The organism is Pseudooceanicola sp. DL12, from assembly GCF_056270665.1.
Genome location: NZ_CM149884.1, coordinates 1,653,091 through 1,670,345 on the forward strand (window position 1 = coordinate 1,653,091; position 17,255 = coordinate 1,670,345).

Below are 17,255 nucleotides of genomic sequence, written 5' to 3' on the forward strand. Positions count from 1 at the left end.
AGGATCCCGACATGACGACGATGAACCACGTGACGCTGACCTCGAAGGACGGCGCAGAACGCTGGAAGCTGGCCTTCACGACGAATGCCATGTGTGCCTACGAGGAGGAGACGCAGAAGCCCTTCACCTCGGTGGCCGAGGCGCTGCAGGGCGCGGAGACGGGGCGGCTCTCGATGCGGGTGCTGCGCACGATCCTCTGGGCCGGGCTGATCGAGCACCAGGAGGGCGCCACCCTGCGCGAGGCGGGGCGGGCGATGGATGCCTGCGGCTTCCAGGCCGTGGGCCAGCAGATCGCCGCGGCCATCAAACTGGCCTTCCCCGAAGCAAAGGAGACGGCAAAGGAAACGGCGGGAAACGCCGCAGCGGCGCAGGCCGCCGCTCCGACCGCCAGCACGACTGGCAAGAGCTGATCCGCCAATGGGTGGCCGCCGGTCAGGACCATGACCGCTTCGGCCACCTGACCCTGCGCCAGATCGACCTGGTGCTCTCGGGGGTGCTGCTCGGGCAGGAGCGGGCGCTGCGTCAGCAGCGGGCGGCGACCTACAGCCTCGGCCAGCTGGTGCTGCTGGCGGTCAACAGCCCGAAGGCCTTCCCCAAGCCCGAGGCTTTCCTGCGGGGCCGGGCCCCGCGCGGCTCCAGCGATGCCGAGATCCGCGCCTACTTCCGACACCGGATTGCAAGGAGCCGGGCGCCCGCGACAGGGCGCCCGGGCCAATCCCCTTCGACTTCAAGGAGCCTCTAGGCCATGTTCTCCGGTCTCATCGGCGCGCTGCGCATCGATCTCGGCATGAACTCCGCGCAGCTGCAGAAGGGCGCGGATGATGCCACCCTGCGGATGCGGGAGATGCAGAAGGACTTCCGGTCCATGGCGCGGGACCTCGGCAAGGTGGGCGCCCGCATGTCGCTGGTGCTCACCGCGCCGCTGGTGGCACTCGGCAAGCAGGCCATGGACCTGCAGAAGGTGCAGGCGGAGGCGGTGGCGCAGGTGGATGCGGCGCTGGCCTCGATGGGCACGGCGGCGGGCTACACCTCGGCCGAGCTGCAGGCCATGGCGAGCCAGCTGCAGGGGACCTCGCTCTTCGGCGACGAGGAGATCCTCGGCAAGGTCACCTCGAACCTGCTGACCTTCGGCAATATCTCCGGCGATGTCTTTGCGCGGACCCAGGCCATGGCGCTCGACATGTCGGCGGCCCTTGGGCAGGACCTGCAGAGCGCCACGGTGATGCTGGGCAAGGCGCTGAACGCGCCGGCCGAGGGACTCTCGGCGCTGACCCGGGTGGGGGTGAGCTTCACCAAACAGCAGCAGGACCAGATCAAGGCCATGGTGAAGGTCGGCGATGCCGCCGGCGCCCAGGAGCTGATGCTGGCCGAGCTGGAGAAGCAATACGGCGGGCAGGCGCAGGCGCTGCGGGATCTGCCCTCGGGCCAGATCCAGGCGGCGATGATGGACATAGGCGATGCCATGGAACAGGTGGGTGCCATCGTGCTGCCGGTCATGGCCGGGATTGCCACCCATGTCTCGGAGCTGGCGCTGGCCTTCCAGGGCCTCTCGCCCGAGGTGAAGCGCTTTGCGGTGATCGGGGCGGCGGTGGCCGCGGCCCTCGGCCCGGCGCTGCTGGCGGTGGCCGGCATGGCGAGCGCCGTCTCGACGCTGCTGCCGGTGATCGTTGCCATTGCCTCGCCCATCGGGCTGACGGTGGCGGGCTTTGCCGCCCTGGCGGCCGGTGCCGTCTATATCGGGATTAAGCTGAAGGGCGTGATCAACCGGCTGGGCGGCTTTGGCGAAGCGATGGATCTCGCGAAGGAGGTGGGCTCGGAGGTCTTCGCGCGCATCGGCGATGCCGGCGAGATCCTGAAGAACAAGATGACGATCACCTTCACCGGCATCCAGGCCGGCTTCATGAAGATGATCCTGGCGCTGCAGCGCACCTGGGCGGACTTCCTGCACGGCGTGGCCGAGGAGATGCGCGGCATCCCGGCGCTCGAAGGGACCTTCGTGAAGATCAGCAATGCCGCGATCACGGCCGGGGCTTCGGTCTACGAGACCGAGGCGGCGCTCACGGCGGTGCAGGATGGGATCGCCGGGTTGCAGGATCGGAACGCCGCGCTGGCCCGGGGGCTGACCGCCCCGATTGCGGCGGTCACCGAGCTGCGCGCGGCGATGACGCAGACCTTCGACGAGGGGGCCGACAGCGCCGAGGGGGCACAGGACGCCACCGCCGGGGTGACCGCCGCGCTGGAGGACACCGGCGGCGCGGTGACGGAGCTGGAGAGCGATCTCGACAGTCTCGGCAAGGGCGGCAGCTCGGCGCTGAAGCAGGTGAAGACGGCCGCCGAGGAGGTGGACAAGGTGGCGCAGGGGCTGGGCGCGAGCTTCGAGACCGCGCTGGCCACGCTTGGCTCCGGCGATGCCGCCGGCGCCCTGTCGAGCCTGACCTCGGGCATTGCCCGTACTGCCGGCAACAGCTTCAGCAGCCTGATCACCGGCGCGCTCAGCGCCAGCGGCGGCGGGGTGGCGGCCATCACCGGCGGGCTGGCCAGCTCGGTCTCGGGCATCACCTCGGCGCTCTCGGGGATCTCCTCGGGTGGGCTGCTCGCCGGCATCGGCGGCGCGGTGACGGCGGCCATGCCGATCCTCGGCGCGGTCACGGCCGTCACCAGCCTGCTCAAGGGCTTCTCCTCGAAGAAGCTGCTGGGCGCCGGCCTGCAGCTCGGGGTGGAGGACGGCGGGCTCTCGGCCGGCAGCTTCGAGACGATCCGCAAGTCTTCCTTCTGGGGGCTGATCAGCAGCACCAGCACCTCGGTCCAGGCGCTCGATGCGGAGCTGCAGGCGGCGCTCGAGGAGCAGCTCGCCACCGTGCAGGAGAGCCTGCGGGACACCTTCGCCGCCGTGGGCCTCGATGTCTCCGAGGCGATGATCGCGGGCGTGGATTACGGGCTCGCGCAGATCGACACCCGGGACATGACCGAGGAGGAGATCGCCGAACAGGTGTCCGCCTGGTTCGAAGGCTATGCCGATGCCGTGGCCGGCGCCATGGCCGACGTCAGCTTCGAGGAACTGCAGGGGCTGGCGACGCTGAAGGCGATGCTGGAGCCGCTGGGGCAGAGCTTCACCGGTACCGTGGCCGAGATGGCCGCGGCGGCCGAGAGCCTCACCGAGATCTCCGGCGGGGTGGAGACGCTCTCCAGCCAGCTGAGCAGCTTCCTCGCCACCTTCTACAGCGATGCCGAGCGGCTCGACATGGCGAGCGACGCGCTGGAGAGCGCCTTTGCCGATCTGGGCCTCGCGGTGCCGGCAACGGCCAAGGCCTTCCGCGAGCTGGTCATGGGGCAGGACCTGATGACCGAGAGCGGGCGGGAGACCTATGCCGCGCTGCTCTCGCTCTCGGATCTCTTCGCCGAGGTCGAGGGCGGGATCTCCGATCTGACCGGGGCCTTCGATCTCGGCAGCTATTACGCCTCGGAGTTCGATGCCCGGCTGGCGGCGGTGGCCGAGGCCCGGGGCTATGGCGCCGAACTGCTGGCGCGGGGGGATGCCGGCGTGACGCTGGCCACGGCGGTGCGCCAGCTGAGCCAGGGCGACACTGCCCAGACCTCGGCCCTGCGCCGGCTGGTGACGCTGATGGAGCAATGGGACGCCTATGGCACGCCCACGGTGCGGGAGTTCTGAGCCATGTACATCGCACGGGAATACGCCCCCGCCCTCGACCAGGTCACCACCTCGCTGCCCGAGGATGAGGCGGAGGCCTGGGACGCGGCCACGACATACGCCCTGAACGCCCGGGTGATCCGGGATCACCGGATCTATCAGTCGGCCATCGCCGACAATCTCGGGATCGACCCGCTGGAGGAAGACCAGTCGGTGGTCTCGGCGCGCTGGATCTTCGACCGCTACACCAATGCCTTTGCCTGCTTCGATGGGGTGCTGAGCAATCCGACGACGGCGGAGGAGGACCCCGAGGCCACGGCCGACTGGCTCGACCCGGTGCTCGGCATCGATGCCGCGGTGAACCCTGTGATCCTCGACATCGGCGGGGTGGAGGGGATCGACACGCTGATCCTCTTCGGGGTCTCGGCCATCGCGGTGCGGCTGATCTGCTTCGATGTCGCGGGCAATATCCTGCTCGACGCGGAGACCAACATGTCCGGCCGCGAGGTGGCCGACTGGTGGGCCTGGTTCTTTGCCGCGACCACCGGGGCCGCAGACAAGCTGGTGAACCTGGAGATCCCGGGCTCGACCCGGCGCATGGTCATTGCGCTGCAGGGGGCCTCGGTCTCGCTGGGCGAGGTCTTCCTGGGCGAGCGCATCTACATCGGGGACGCGCAGGTGGGCAGCACCGAGGGCCGCTCGATCGCGGGCTCGCGCTACAGCTTCAACGACTACGGTACCCTGACGCTGGCGAAGGGGCCCACGCGGGTCGAGATGGACTACCGCGTGGTCACGCCGCTCAGCGACTGGAACCGGGTGAAGCCCGAGCTGGACCGGCTCTCGGGCTCGCTGGTGGCGGGCGTGGGATCACTCAGCCGCGCCAGCAGTATCCACTACGGGATCCTGGGCCCGGTCCGCTGGGCCGAGGATCTCCCCGACGAATACGAATATTCCTTCACCATCATGGGAGTCTCCTGATGTCCGTGCCTGACTTCACGCCCTATGCGGGGCTCCTGCCCACGGCGGGCGATCCGGCCACCTTCTCCACCCGGGCGCAGGCGCTCTTCAGCTGGTTTACCCAGTCCGGCGCGCCGCAGCTGGCGGCGCTCTCCACTTTCCTCGACGAGGCGCTCGGCGAGAGCGCCACCGCGCTGGAGGCGGTGCATGCGCTGCAGCAGGACATGGGCGGGGCGCTGGTGCCGGTGGGGGCGGTGATGCCCTTTGCCTCGACCGCCGTGCCCGAGGGCTGGCTGCCCATGGATGGCCGGGCGGTGACCAGCGACATGCCCGACCTGCGGCAGCTGCTGATCGAGGGCGGCTCGGTCTGGGGAACGGATGGCAATGGCGATCCGCTGCTGGCCGATCTGCGCGGCGAGTTCATCCGGGGCTGGGATGACGGCCGGGGCGTGGACGCGGGCCGCACCTTTGGCTCCGCGCAGGACGATACGCTGAAGGCGCACAGCCACCGCATTCTCGGCGGGCAGGATGGCGGCACCACCGATGCGCCGGCCGTGGTCAACAACCTCGCCGGCATGGACAATATCTCCGGCTACTTCGCCGGCGATCCCGCGATCATCGAGGCGACCGGCGACGCCGAGACCCGGCCGCGCAACGTGGCCCTGATCTATGCCATCAAGGCCTTCCACACCTACACCGACACCTCCGGCAAGATCGTGGATCTGGGCACGGCGGCGGGCGAGAACGCCGAGGCCTTCGCCACTGCTGCGCAGGGCGCAAAGGCCGATGCCGCCGCCGTCGCCACCGAGGTGGATGCGGCGCTCGCCGCGCTCGCGGAGACCGTCGGCCTCAAGGCCAATGCGGCGGACCTCGGGACGGCGGCCGCCATGGATGCCTCGGAGTTCGTGCTGGCGAGCGAGTATGACAGCGGCGGCGATGATGGCGAGGCCTACGTCCCGCTGGAGGTCTTTAACAAGACCCTCGCCGACTTCACCGAGACGACCTTCACCTACTACGGTGAGCCGGACATGGCGGCTGGCTATACGTCCGACGGGGCCGCGGTGACCACGGTGATCCTCAATAGGGCGGTGGCGGAGGACACCACCTTCAGCCTCTTCAGGATCCTGCTCAATGCCGATGCCACGATCTCTGTGGCGACCTTCGTGCGCGATGGCGACTCGAACAACTTCGATCAGGGCGAGACCGTGATCGAGATCGAGGCCACGGCAGGCATCACCGACTACGTGATCGACATGGAGGTGGCGGCCGGGCTCTATCTCGGTGTCACCGTACCGACAGGGACGCTCGCCCTCGATGCCAATGCCTCGAGCACGTCCTGGTTCAGCGGCTCGCTCAAGTCCTGGGGCGCAGTCACCTCGGTCAGCAGCGTCACGGGCGCTCTGCTGGTGGGCTTCGGCATCAAGAGCTACGTCCTCGGCGTGACCGACGCGCTGGTGGAAGATGTCGACAGTCGGCAGTCGCCCAAGGCCAACCGCTACTTCCAGGAGGCCAGCAACACGACCTACGTGATGGGCGCCACCGATACCGATCTCGAAAGCCTCGCCGTGACGACGGCCATGGACCGACAGACCCTCATGGTCGGCACGCCCATGGAGTACGGCGGCACCCTCGAGAAGGTCGAGGCCTACTGTGTCGCGGCCGGACAGATCTACATCAGCCGCTATGCGCTGGCGGCTTCCGACGGGTATTTCTACCGGCAGGACTACCTCGTTCTGGAGGCGGTCGCGGGATACAACGTATTCGAGGATCTGGCGCTGGCCGTCACGCCCTCCGATTACATCGGGTTCTATGGCAAGGACGTTATTGCCACGGACACGGCCGGCTCCGCACCGACGGACTTCCAGTGGGGCTATGTCTCCAACGACAACAGCGTCGTGACGCCGAACACCACCTGGACCAGTTCGGGGTCTGCCATTCGCCTCACCTTTGATGCGACGGTGACGCGCAAGGGCCGGGCGAACCTGCCGCACGACCTGGTGGCCATCGTCAATGCCGGGCAGTCCAATGGCGCGGGGCAGGGCGATGCTGGCCCGACAGAGCAGGTGGAGACCCACCTCTGCTGGGGGCGGGCCGGCACCTCGATGGGCTACCTGAAGCCGCTGACCGGCGCCAATGCCAACCCGGCGAGCGGCTCGGACTGGGGTGAATGCCCGATGTTCGGAATGGCGGCGATGTACAGCCAGCTGCTGCGCGACGAGGAGGGCTGGACGGATCGCGACCTTGCCGATCACCGGCTGATCATGGCGCAGACCGCGAAGGAGGGGCGCAGCATCGCCCAGCTCTCGCCGGGCGGGGAAGGCTGGTATGAGGACTGGGAGCAGATCCCGCGTTATACCCAGCTGCTCTCCCGGAACACGCATAACGCCATCACCGGGCTGACGACCTGGACGCAGGGCGAGGCGGACAGCGGCGCGGATCGGGCCACGCATCGGCAGGCCATGATCGACCTGGCCGAGGCCTACAACACGCAGGCCAGCGCATACCAGAGCACGCCGCACCGCTTCCTGACCAGGCAGGTGTCACAGCGCGAGGCCTACCGCAGTGTCTGCCTGGCGCAGCTCGATGCGGCGCTGGAGAGCCCGCTGATCTCCATGGCGGGGCCCAACTACTGGCTCAGCTATCGCGATGACGGGTTGAACCTGCACATGGATCAGCAGGGCTTCCGCACCCTCGGGGCGCTCTACGCCCTGGCCTGGAAGCGCATCTATGTGGATGGCCTCGACTGGGAACCGCTGCGGCCCGTGGAGGCCCGTGTGGTGGGCACCAAGGTGACGCTGACCTTCAACAAGGCAGGGCTGGTGTTCGACACCACCGCCATGCCGGCGGTGGCCAACATGGGCTTTGTGGTGCTCGATGATCAGGGCGCCGAGGTGACGGTGAGCGCGGTGGAGATCCGCAACGGCAACCAGGTGCGGTTGACCTGCGCCACGGCACCCGCGGCCGACTGGACGGTGCGCTATGGCGCGGTGGTTGCGGGCAAGACCAACTTCATCGGACTGGGCGGCAACCTGCGGGACAACCAGGGCGCGGTGATCGCCTTCGAAGGTGTGCGGATCGACAATTGGTCCGTTCTCTTCGACTGGGAGCTCTGAGACGATGCCGGCGCCCAAACTAGAGACCTGGGCTGCCTTCCTGCGCAACATGGTGGCGACGCTGATCGCGGTCGGGGCGCTCATGGCGGGTGTATGGTTCATCCTTGGGCCGCGTGTCACCACCTGGGTACTGCGCGAGCTGGAACTCGACAGCGTCGCCACGACGCTGGCCACCCTGCAGAGCGTGCAGCAGACCCAGCAGGGCACGCTCTCGACCATCAGCCAGACGCAGGCACAGACGGCCGAGACCCTGGCCGCCGTGGTGGATCGCATCGCCGCCCTGGAGAAGACCGCCCGCGATGACCGCATGCCGCCGATCCGCTTTGTCGAGGACAGCCTGCGGGTGACCTCGGGGCGGGTGGGGGACTTCCTGCGCTTCGAGGTGCAGTTCGTGAAGACCCGCGAATGCGGCCGGCCGGTGGCCGAGGCCTTCTTTGTCGACGGCGAGGGCATCAGCCATGCCTTCACCGACAAGAGCAGCACCGCCGAGGATGGCCGCAGCATCGCCGCCCCGCTCGCCACCATGCCCCGGGCGATACGCTTCCTGGCCCGGATCCCCGAAGACCAGGGCGTGGCGCCCAGCGAGCCGAACGAGTTCGCCCGTGCCTACCTGCTGGTCTCCTGGCCGGATTGCCCGAACGTCGCGCCGCTGCGCTCGCCGAGCGCGCCGTTCCAGGTACTTCGATAAGAAAAACCGGGTGCCGATGTGCGTGATGATCGGGACCCGGCCGCGCGTCGCAGAACTTCGGGGTAGGACGCGGAGGGAGCAGTTGCTTGGCCCGGGTAGAAGGCGAAGGTTGGGACACTCCTTGTCCCATGGTTAACACAATATACCGCATACACAAAGAATAATGCTCTACGTGCTGAGGCATAGCCCTCAGCTTCCCCCTGAAAATCCCTCATCTCACCGGCCCCGCTTGCGGGGCCTTTTGCATTGGAGAATGCCCATGTGGACCAAACCCAGGATCGAACTGGTGCCGGATGCCCGGCACGTCGTCTTCAGCTCCTACACCTTCTGGGGCACCGTCATCGCGCTGCTGGCGCTGGTGGGCCCTGAGGTACTCTTTGCCACCACCGGCCGGGACATGAACCCGGTCTTCCTCTGGTGCCTGCAGGTGGGGCTGCTGCTCTTCATCCTGATCGGCCGGGTGATCGCGCAGCGCGGCTCGACCTTCCGCAATACGATCCGAATCGTGGCGGTGACGGTGCTGATCGTGCTCTCGGCGCTCGCGGCGAGCACGACGCTGGCCCGGGCGGCGCCCGCGCGCGAGGCCGAGACCCTCGCCATCGCGGTGCCCTTCATCCAGGGCTGGGAGGGCGTGGAGCTGGTAGCCTATCGCGACATCGTCGGCGTGCCGACTATCTGCAGTGGCTCGACCCGGGGCATCGAGATCGGCATGCGGATGACACGAGCGCAATGCGATGCGCTTCTCTGGCGCGAGGCGGCCGAGTATCGCCGCGGGGTGCATCGCTACCTTGAGGCCGAGACCCTGGCCTATCGCCTGCCGCCGGCGCGTGATGCCGCCTGGATCAGCTTTGCCTTCAATGTCGGGATCGCGGCCGCCGGCAAGAGCACCGCAACGCGGCGCCTGAACGCCGGCAACATCACCGGCGCCTGCCAGGCGCTGACCTGGTGGAACAAGGCCGGCGGGCGGGTGATCCGCGGGCTGGTGAACCGGCGCAGCGCGGAGCGGGATCTGTGCTTGGCCGCGTGATTGCCCGCTACCTGGTGCCGGTGCTGATCATCGGGGCGCTGGCCGTGTGGGGCGGGACAGCGATCTATGCTTATCGCCTTGGCGTCTTCGTCACCGAGGCCCGGGCAGAGAAGGCCCGCCAGAAGGTCCAGGAGGACCTCTACAAGCTCGGCGCCCGCATCGCGCAGCTGGCCGGGGCGCTGGAAGCCGCTCGGGCCGAACAGGTCCCTCTCGCATTGGAGCTCGAAGATGCCGCACGGCAAGATCCTGACAACAGCCCTGGTCTCAGTGCTGAGCGCGTGCAGCGCCTCCACCGGCGGTGGCGTGCGCCTTGATCCGTTGCCCGCCGCCGTGGTGCAGCCGTGCCCCGCGCCCTGGGAGATCGTGCCGCGGCGGGCGCTGACGCCGGCAGAGGTCGAGGTCTACCTCGGGCGGGTAGGGGAGGCGCTGGTGGACTGCGACGCGCGCAGGGGGATTGCCGTGGAGGCGTATGAGGGGGCGACGGGCGTAGTCGGGGATTGACTTGGCCGCTGTCAGCCTGGACAGCGTTCAAGAAATGGGCGCTCTATGACCCGATACATACCAGACCGGGCCACTGCCCTCGGGAAGGTCCAGCTCATCCCAAGTCTGAACCACGTTCACATGAGGATGGTTGCCGAAGAGGAGGAGCGCGTCTCTGGCCGTTGGCGCAACGACGTAGCCTGCGGCAGGCAGGCTTCCGTCGTTCAGTTCGTCAAAAAAGAAGATCCACTTTCGCATGTTGGGACCTTCCGTCGTCATGGTTAACAACAAGTTAGTGAGGGTCCATGGGTACAAGGATGCTAGCCGGCCTATTCTGCTCCGCGCCTCTCGGAGAGGTGGGGTGCAGATCTTTTTCCTTGGCTGCCGATGGCAGGGCCTCGAGGCTCAGGCAGCCCTCCCTGCGCGTCTCCGCACAAACCAGAAAGCTAAATGGGCGGTGAGCCGACATTCGCTGCGTCCTGAACGAACGGCACCGATGCGCAGCGAGCGGACTTGCCCCCAGGAGAGCTCCCACCCGAAACGCTTGCTGCCTTGGCCTCATATCGGCATTCTGACAGCTCACCGTCCGAGCGCGCTGCCTCTTGATCACGTCTACCCAGGCGGCTCGGGATAGTCGCTATCTTGCGGATGGTATGATCCCGCGCGTCCGAAGGGTGTCAAAGACCGACAGAAACATCGCTTCGGTGTCGACGAATTCGTGGAAGCCGTAGCGCCGTGCTTTCGAGCCGTCAGAGAAGAAGTCGTAGTTCCAGCCGAACACCCCATCCGCAAACTCCCAGGAAGAGACCTGCTCGTAGGAGGAAACGGCCAAGTCATGACGGGATACCAGATTCTCCCAAAGCGGCCCCTTGTCTGCCATGATCGTGGACAGGGACATGGGCAGAGGCGGCGCAACCTCCAGGTCGAAATATGTTGCGATCTTCGGCCACATCTCTGACCAGCGGAACATGTCGCCGTTTGTGATGTTGAACGCCTGGTTGGCACAGGCTGGTGTGGTCGCGGCCCAGACTGTCGCATGGGCCAGAAGTGCGGCATCCGTCATCTCCAGCAGGCTGTCATAGGCACCCGGTCTACCCGGAAACCGCAAGGGCAGCCCTAGTTCCTTGGAAATCGAGGCGTAAACAGCGATTGCGATGGCGAGGTTCATTGGATTTCCCAGACCGAAGCCGATCACGACCGAGGGACGCAGAGCCGACCAGGACCAGTCTTTGCCGGCCTGACGACGCTGAAGAAAGGCCTGCTGGTCGATGTTGAACTCCGGCGGCATATGGTCGGGGTCGTCCTCTCGTGCCGGCGTCTTGAACGGGCCGAGATGTGCGCCGTAGACCTTGTATCCCTGCATCAGGCTGACATGCTTCAGTCTCGGTGCCACCGGCTCGATCGCGTCGACCACATTGCTCAGCATGGCCAGGTTGGGGGGCACCAGTTCAGCCCAACTCGGGCGATCCTGATAGGCTGCGTAGAAGATATGCGTGACCTCGGTGAGCCCCGAGAGCTTTGCGCTGGTGTCCTGCGCATCCAACAGATCGACGCTGATGTAGCGGATGCGTTCGGTGGACTGTCCGCCGCGGCGCGACAGCCCGATGATCTGCCAGTCATCCAGCGTTGACAGATAGTCGATCAAGTTGCCGCCGATCACGCCATTTGCCCCGACCACAAGCGCCACTTTTGCTGCTGTTTCCATCGGTCTTCTCCATCTTGTGTTGCGATGGACAAGGCTTCACACATAAGTCATGGCGCGATAAGTTGGCCAGATCTTCTAAGATACATTAGCTGCAAGAATGAATTTCAATGGATATGCTGCGCGCAATGACGATCTTCCTTCGTGTCTCGAATACCGGCAGCCTTACGGCAGCGGGAAGGGACCTTGGCCTGTCCCAGTCGGCGGTCAGCCAGCAGATTGCAGCGCTGGAGCGGCATCTCAGCGCCCGACTGATCCAGCGGACGACCCGGCGATTGACACTGACCGATGCCGGAGAGGAGTTTCGCAGACGATCCCTGCGCATCTTGGATGCGGTTCATGAAGCGACCGAGGTGGCGTCCGATGGCAAGGCTGCGCTCAGGGGGGCGCTCCGGGTGCATGCGCCCATCGGGCTGGGGCAGAGCCATATCGCGGATGCAGCGGTCAGGTTTCATCAGCTGCACCCGGATCTGGAACTCGACCTGGTGCTGGATGATCGTATTGCGGACCTCACCGCTGAAGCCGTCGATGTCGCGATCCGCCTCGGGACCTTACCGTCCTCGGGCCTTGTGGCGCGGCGCCTAGGCGAGGTGCGCCGGATTCTGGTGGCCTCTCCCGCCTATCTGGCCGCACATGGGATACCGGAGAGCATCGTGGATCTGAAACAGCATGTCCAAGTGCGCTTCAACGCCACCCCTCACGGCGATGCCATGCCCTTGATCGGCCCGGAGGGCCCTGAAGAATGCCCTGTAAGAACTGTCTTCAAGGCCAATAATGCCTACGCACTGACGAGGGCGCTGGTCGCAGGTCTTGGCCTGGGCGCCGCGCAAATGCCATTGATCAGACGCGAGTTGGAAGACGGGCGCCTGGAACGTGTTCTCCCTGACTATGAATATGCTCCGCTGGACGTCCACGCCGTCTATCCCTCTGCGCATTTCATTCCCGCGCGCGTCCGGGCTTTCGTGGAATTCCTGCAGACGGAAACAGCAAGTCTCTTCCATTCTTAGAACGTTAGAAGCGCGAGCCGGAAATATCGAGGGGAAGGGCAGTTTCGGGCTGGGACCGGTCATCTGCTGCGCTTGGCGCGAAGGTCCGGTAAGGGCCGCCCACCCCCCGCGTATCCGGCTCACCTAGGCGAGGAGGCTGCCGCTTGGAGCCCGGCGCCCACGCCCACGCCCGGAAATTCAGGTTCCTGTGCTTCCACCTACCCTGATTTCTCCAACGTCGATCCGATTTCCATCTCGGTCTGCGAACACGAATGCTCTGAGCCCGTACTCCTTGTCCTTGATCCGCTTGATGATCCTCAGGTCGTGCGCGAGGCAAAGCGCATAGGCGGCGTCTGCATCGGATACCAGGAGGTGGACCACGTTGAATTGTGCGGGCTTGTGATCCTTTTGCAGTGTCAAATGCAGCTCTGCATCGTCTTTCTTGAGGATCATAAAGCCTACGGGATCGCCATTTTCGAAGACGTTCTCCAGGCCGAACAGAGCTTTATAAAGGTGATAGGACGCTTCGATGTCTTTGACCCCAAGTGTCGGAGCCATACGACCCAACCGTACAGGCGCTGAGTTTTCTGTGAGCATAGCCATACCCTTCAAGATTCGGATGCGATCTGACCGGGCCGGTCGGTGCCGGAAAGCCGGATCAATTCTCGCGATTCAGGGCGGTGCCTGATGTCAACGCTAAGGCAGCGCGCTAAAACGGTCAACACGCGCCGATTTCTATTGATCCATATGAAGGAGAGCGTTCGTTGAGTCCGCACTGCGGACCTTGGGCTATCAGTCCATGCTGCACGATGTCATCGATGTCCGATATGGGGAAGATGCGACGCAGCGGGGCCGGCCTGGCCAACGGCCGCATTGGGCCGAACAGTCCTGGTCGCAAGAGGGCGGGAAGTGGACATTCGCTGCGCTTCTCATCAAGGTCCCATGTGCGGGACTTTCCCGACCTTCGGCCGATTTCCCGAAACTGGCAGGACGGTTCGGTTGCAGAGGAAGTCCGCTTAGTGATCTCAATCGTCTACGCTATGGCGTGTCAAACGGTGTCGAGCCGGTCACTTCGCCCATTCCTTTCGCCAGCTTCTGCACGAGATGAACGAGCTCCCCAACCACTTCCTCGTCCCAGGACTCGAATATTACCCCGGCCATCCTGGCGCGGGCAGCATCGACGGCGTCAGTCATCAACTGCCCATGCGGCGTGATGCAGGCTTCGCGGACGCGGCGGTCGTTTGCAACTGCCGCGCCTTTTGACAAGGCAGAGGTCGTCAAGTTTGGCCACCTGGCGGCTGACGGTCGTGTAGTCACGACCGACGCGGTCTGCCAACTCCACGCCCCCCCAGGGGACCGAACCTCTCGACACTGACGAGCAGCGCGAAGAGGGCGCGGTCGAGGCTAAGCCCAGATGCTCGAACCATCTGCTCGTTAACCTGCGCGTAGTTCATCACGGCGATGATGTCGAGCAACGCGATATGCAGTTGCGGGTAAGTGCCGATATGTAAGTATTTCGCATGGTTTCTCTTGATGGTATTGCCAGATCCACTTATGTGCATTTCGCACACATATCGGAGGCATGCAAATGCTCGAACTTCTCGACGTTCTGATCGTCGGCGCGGGACCGGCGGGTTCGACCCTTGCCGTCGACCTTGCACGGCGCGGCGTGAGCACCCGCATCATCGACAAGAGTTCGCACGGATTTCCCGGATCGCGCGCCAAGGGCATACAGCCCCGGTCTCTCGAAGTGTTCGAAGACCTCGGCGCGCTGGACGACATCCTCGCTGCCGGGTCTCCCTACCCACCTCTGGGCATCCATCTGGGGCCGGTCAGAATCCCCAAGCGGATGTTCAAGCCGGCGCCCGAAAGCGACGTTACTCCCTACCGCGACACCTGGTTGATCCCGCAGTTCAGCACTGACGCCGTTATCCAGAAACAGCTTGCGCCGTTCGGGGTGCAGGTCGAATACGGCACGGAACTTCTCGGGCTCGAGCAGGACGACAACGGGGTGACGGCGCGGATCGCCGGCCCCTCCGGACCCGAAGAGCTGCGCGCCCGCTATGTCGTGGGGGCCGATGGTGGTGCAAGTCTTGTACGCAAGAGCGTTGGCATCGCCTTCGAGGGGCAGACCGACGAAGCCGATCGGATGATCATCCTCGACTGCCGGATCGAAGGCCTGGGACGCAATCACTGGCACGTCTGGCCCGGTCTCAAGGGCCGGTTTGCCGGGGCCTGCCCGCTGCCGCATGGCGACCTCTTTCAGGTGATGATCCGCCTGCAGCCGGGCGAGGAGCCCGACTTGTCCGATGCCGCGCTGAACGAGCGGTTCCGGAAGCAGACGCGCTCCGGCAAGCTGCGGCTGAGCGACATACAGTGGAAGACCGTCTTCCGTCCCAATATCCGGCTGGCGGCGCGTTACCGTGAAGGCCGTGTATTCCTGGCAGGCGACGCGGCGCATGTTCACACGCCCATGGGGGCCCAGGGGCTGAACACCGGCATCCAGGATTCCTATAACCTCGGCTGGAAGCTCGGCCAGGTCTTGGCCGGCGCCCCCGAGGCGCTGCTCGACAGCTACGAGGCCGAGCGGCAACCAATCGCCGCGCGGGTGCTCGGCCTGTCGACTAAGAAATACGAGGCACTCAATCGGCTCGATCCTGCCAGTATCAAGCGGGGCGCGGATGAGAAGCAGCTCGGCATTACCTATACAGGCGGCCCGCTGGCCAGCTCCGATACCGAGGCAACCACGACTCTGCAGTCGGGTGACCGTGCCCCCGACGCGACGCTCGCGGGCCAGGACGGCACACCCCTGCGCCTGTTCGATGTGACCCGCGGCCCGGCCTTCACGCTGATCGCCGTCGGACAAGACGCCCTGGCGGACCTCGCGGCCATCAGCTGGCCGGATGGCGGAGCCGCGCTGACCCGTGTGGCCATCGACGGAACCGCCGGCGATGCGCGCGCGCTGACCGATCCGCAGGGCTCCTTCCGGGCCAATTACGGGATCGAGGGTGACACACTGATCCTGATCCGGCCGGATGGCTACATCGGCGAAATTGCAACCCATGACCGTGTCGCGGCGATCGAAAGCTTCGCATCCCTCGTGGCGCCAATCGCCGCCTGACCCTTTCCAACTTTTTCGCGATGGAAACCGACCATGAAGGTTCTCGTCGTCTTCAATCATCCCTACGAGGGCAGCTATTGCGCCGCCGTTCTGGAGAGCATCCAGACCAGCCTTGCCGACTGTAGCCATAAGCTCGACCTTATTCACCTTGATCAGGATGACTTCGATCCCGTCATGCTCGGTACGGACCTGAGGGCCATTGCAGTATGACGATACTGAACCGCATCAATTCTGGAGCGGTATAGCCGGATCAGCCAACCAAGCGGATTGGTAATGACAATAAGGAGAGAAACCATGGAAAGACCCCTCCAAGGAAAAGTTGCAATCGTAACAGGGTCGGGTCAGGGTATCGGTCGAGACATCGCGCTATGTTTGGCGTTGGAAGGCGCGGCGGTCATCACCAACAACCGCAAACCTGGCTCATCCCTGAATGCTTTTGAAAAAACCGACATCCCGTTCACCGAAGCCGAACGCGCCGCCTTGGAAGCCATTTCGGGCGACGCAATAACGACCGCTGACGAGATTGGTCGGCGCGGTGGACAAGCCCTCCCGGTGTTTGGGGATGTCAGCGATTTCGACACTGCTGGCACCATGGTAGACGCCGCCCGTGATACCTTTGGCCGCATCGACATCGTCGTCCACAATGCGTCGTCCAACTGGGTGGGCAACATCATGGACATGGACGAAACGCTCTGGGACATCAGCATCAACTCCAAGCTCAAAGGCGCCTTCAACTTGATGCACCACGCACTGCCCCACATGAAGGAGCAGGGCTTTGGACGGATATTGAATTCCTCGTCCGATGCGTACCTCGGGGTTGAAGGGTATGCCGCCTACGGCGCCGCCAACGCTGGCATAGTCGCACTGACCAAAGCTGCTGCATCTGACGTTCGAGGTCTCGGGATCACCATGAATGCCTATACGCCTTTGGCGCGCACGCGCGCCTGGGTCAACGCGGCCGCCGCCTATCGGCTGCAAGGTGTGCCCAGCGAGGCGATCGAAGCCGGAGCACCTGACGCAATAAAACGCACGGCAGAAGGCATGGTCCCTTTTCTGGCATATCTTGCCTCAGACGACGCCTCCGATATTTCGGGCCACCTGTTCCGGCTGGCAGCGGACGGAGAAATCGGAGTGTGGTCGACCCCCGAGGTGTTCAAGTCGATCCACGCAGAGGATGGCATCTGGACTATGACAGCCCTGCAAACAAGGATTCCGAACGAATTGATGGCAGGTGTGGAAGCCATGCAGAGCTCGATCCCCATGGACTGAGGGAACTGGGCGAAACATGCAAGAGGGCCCTTGCCCTCTCGCCGGACTTCGGACCGAAGGGGCGCCCCTGGTTTCGTGTCGCAGCAGCAAAGCCCCCAAATGGAAGAGAATGCCACGGGACGGCCATGAACCGCCCGGCGGACGGCCGCTCTGGCCCCCAGGCGCCGGGGAGCCAGGCCACAAGCGCGCTTGCGACTAGGTCCGCGTCTACAGAGCGGACCTTGGCTGCGACAATGACGAACGGCAGGTCAGGGCCGGAGTGC

The 17,255-nt window shown here is 65.2% G+C and carries 15 protein-coding genes; 12 read left to right on the forward strand and 3 right to left on the reverse strand.

What is annotated here, in order from left to right; genetic code table 11:
- The first annotated feature begins 11 nt into the window (after positions 1-11).
- The 8 genes from AC0WR5_RS07775 to AC0WR5_RS07810 all read left to right on the forward strand — a co-directional run bounded on the left by AC0WR5_RS07775 (position 12) and on the right by AC0WR5_RS07810 (position 9,748).
- Positions 12-410: a hypothetical protein gene (locus AC0WR5_RS07775; protein WP_475867976.1), complete on the forward strand. Its 399-nt coding sequence runs from the start codon at positions 12-14 to the stop codon at positions 408-410.
- An 11-nt stretch (positions 411-421) separates the two neighbouring features.
- Positions 422-742, forward strand: a complete 321-nt coding sequence (locus AC0WR5_RS07780) for a hypothetical protein (protein ID WP_475867977.1) — start codon at positions 422-424, stop codon at positions 740-742.
- Between the two features lie 3 nt (positions 743-745).
- Positions 746-3,670, forward strand: coding sequence for a phage tail length tape measure family protein (locus AC0WR5_RS07785; protein ID WP_475867978.1), 2,925 nt, complete (start codon positions 746-748; stop codon positions 3,668-3,670).
- Between the two features lie 3 nt (positions 3,671-3,673).
- Positions 3,674-4,627, forward strand: coding sequence for a hypothetical protein (locus tag AC0WR5_RS07790; protein WP_475867979.1), 954 nt, complete (start codon positions 3,674-3,676; stop codon positions 4,625-4,627).
- Complete coding sequence (locus tag AC0WR5_RS07795) at positions 4,627-7,719, forward strand: phage tail protein (protein WP_475867980.1); 3,093 nt, start codon at positions 4,627-4,629, stop codon at positions 7,717-7,719. The genes AC0WR5_RS07790 and AC0WR5_RS07795 overlap by 1 nt, the downstream gene beginning before the upstream one ends.
- Before the next feature lie 4 nt (positions 7,720-7,723).
- Positions 7,724-8,407, forward strand: coding sequence for a hypothetical protein (locus AC0WR5_RS07800; RefSeq protein ID WP_475867981.1), 684 nt, complete (start codon positions 7,724-7,726; stop codon positions 8,405-8,407).
- 259 nt (positions 8,408-8,666) lie between these two features.
- The gene (locus AC0WR5_RS07805; RefSeq protein ID WP_475867982.1) at positions 8,667-9,434 is read left to right on the forward strand and encodes a lysozyme; all 768 of its coding nucleotides are present in this window, start codon (positions 8,667-8,669) and stop codon (positions 9,432-9,434) included.
- Positions 9,419-9,748 carry a hypothetical protein gene (locus AC0WR5_RS07810; protein ID WP_475867983.1) on the forward strand — a complete coding sequence of 110 codons (330 nt, stop codon included), beginning with the start codon at positions 9,419-9,421 and terminating at the stop codon, positions 9,746-9,748. The genes AC0WR5_RS07805 and AC0WR5_RS07810 overlap by 16 nt, the downstream gene beginning before the upstream one ends.
- Positions 9,749-10,551: 803 nt before the next feature.
- On the opposite strand, the gene AC0WR5_RS07815 is transcribed toward AC0WR5_RS07810, so the two are convergent.
- Positions 10,552-11,619, reverse strand: coding sequence for an SDR family oxidoreductase (locus AC0WR5_RS07815; RefSeq protein ID WP_475867984.1), 1,068 nt, complete (start codon positions 11,617-11,619; stop codon positions 10,552-10,554).
- Between the two features lie 107 nt (positions 11,620-11,726).
- Between AC0WR5_RS07815 and AC0WR5_RS07820 the strand changes: the two genes are divergently transcribed.
- The gene (locus AC0WR5_RS07820; protein WP_475867985.1) at positions 11,727-12,623 is read left to right on the forward strand and encodes a LysR family transcriptional regulator; all 897 of its coding nucleotides are present in this window, start codon (positions 11,727-11,729) and stop codon (positions 12,621-12,623) included.
- Positions 12,624-12,800: 177 nt separating this feature from the next.
- On the opposite strand, the gene AC0WR5_RS07825 is transcribed toward AC0WR5_RS07820, so the two are convergent.
- Positions 12,801-13,199 (reverse strand): VOC family protein, encoded by a 399-nt coding sequence (locus AC0WR5_RS07825; protein WP_475867986.1) that lies wholly within the window; start codon positions 13,197-13,199, stop codon positions 12,801-12,803.
- 441 nt (positions 13,200-13,640) lie between these two features.
- The gene (locus AC0WR5_RS07830) at positions 13,641-13,883 is read right to left on the reverse strand and encodes a hypothetical protein (RefSeq protein ID WP_475867987.1); all 243 of its coding nucleotides are present in this window, start codon (positions 13,881-13,883) and stop codon (positions 13,641-13,643) included.
- A gap of 307 nt (positions 13,884-14,190) precedes the next feature.
- Between AC0WR5_RS07830 and AC0WR5_RS07835 the strand changes: the two genes are divergently transcribed.
- From AC0WR5_RS07835 to AC0WR5_RS07845, 3 genes are all read left to right on the forward strand, one after another.
- Positions 14,191-15,723 carry an FAD-dependent oxidoreductase gene (locus tag AC0WR5_RS07835; protein ID WP_475867988.1) on the forward strand — a complete coding sequence of 511 codons (1,533 nt, stop codon included), beginning with the start codon at positions 14,191-14,193 and terminating at the stop codon, positions 15,721-15,723.
- 33 nt (positions 15,724-15,756) lie between these two features.
- Positions 15,757-15,933 carry a hypothetical protein gene (locus AC0WR5_RS07840; RefSeq protein ID WP_475867989.1) on the forward strand — a complete coding sequence of 59 codons (177 nt, stop codon included), beginning with the start codon at positions 15,757-15,759 and terminating at the stop codon, positions 15,931-15,933.
- An 84-nt stretch (positions 15,934-16,017) separates the two neighbouring features.
- Positions 16,018-16,992 (forward strand): SDR family NAD(P)-dependent oxidoreductase, encoded by a 975-nt coding sequence (locus AC0WR5_RS07845; RefSeq protein WP_475867990.1) that lies wholly within the window; start codon positions 16,018-16,020, stop codon positions 16,990-16,992.
- Positions 16,993-17,255: the final 263 nt, after the last annotated feature.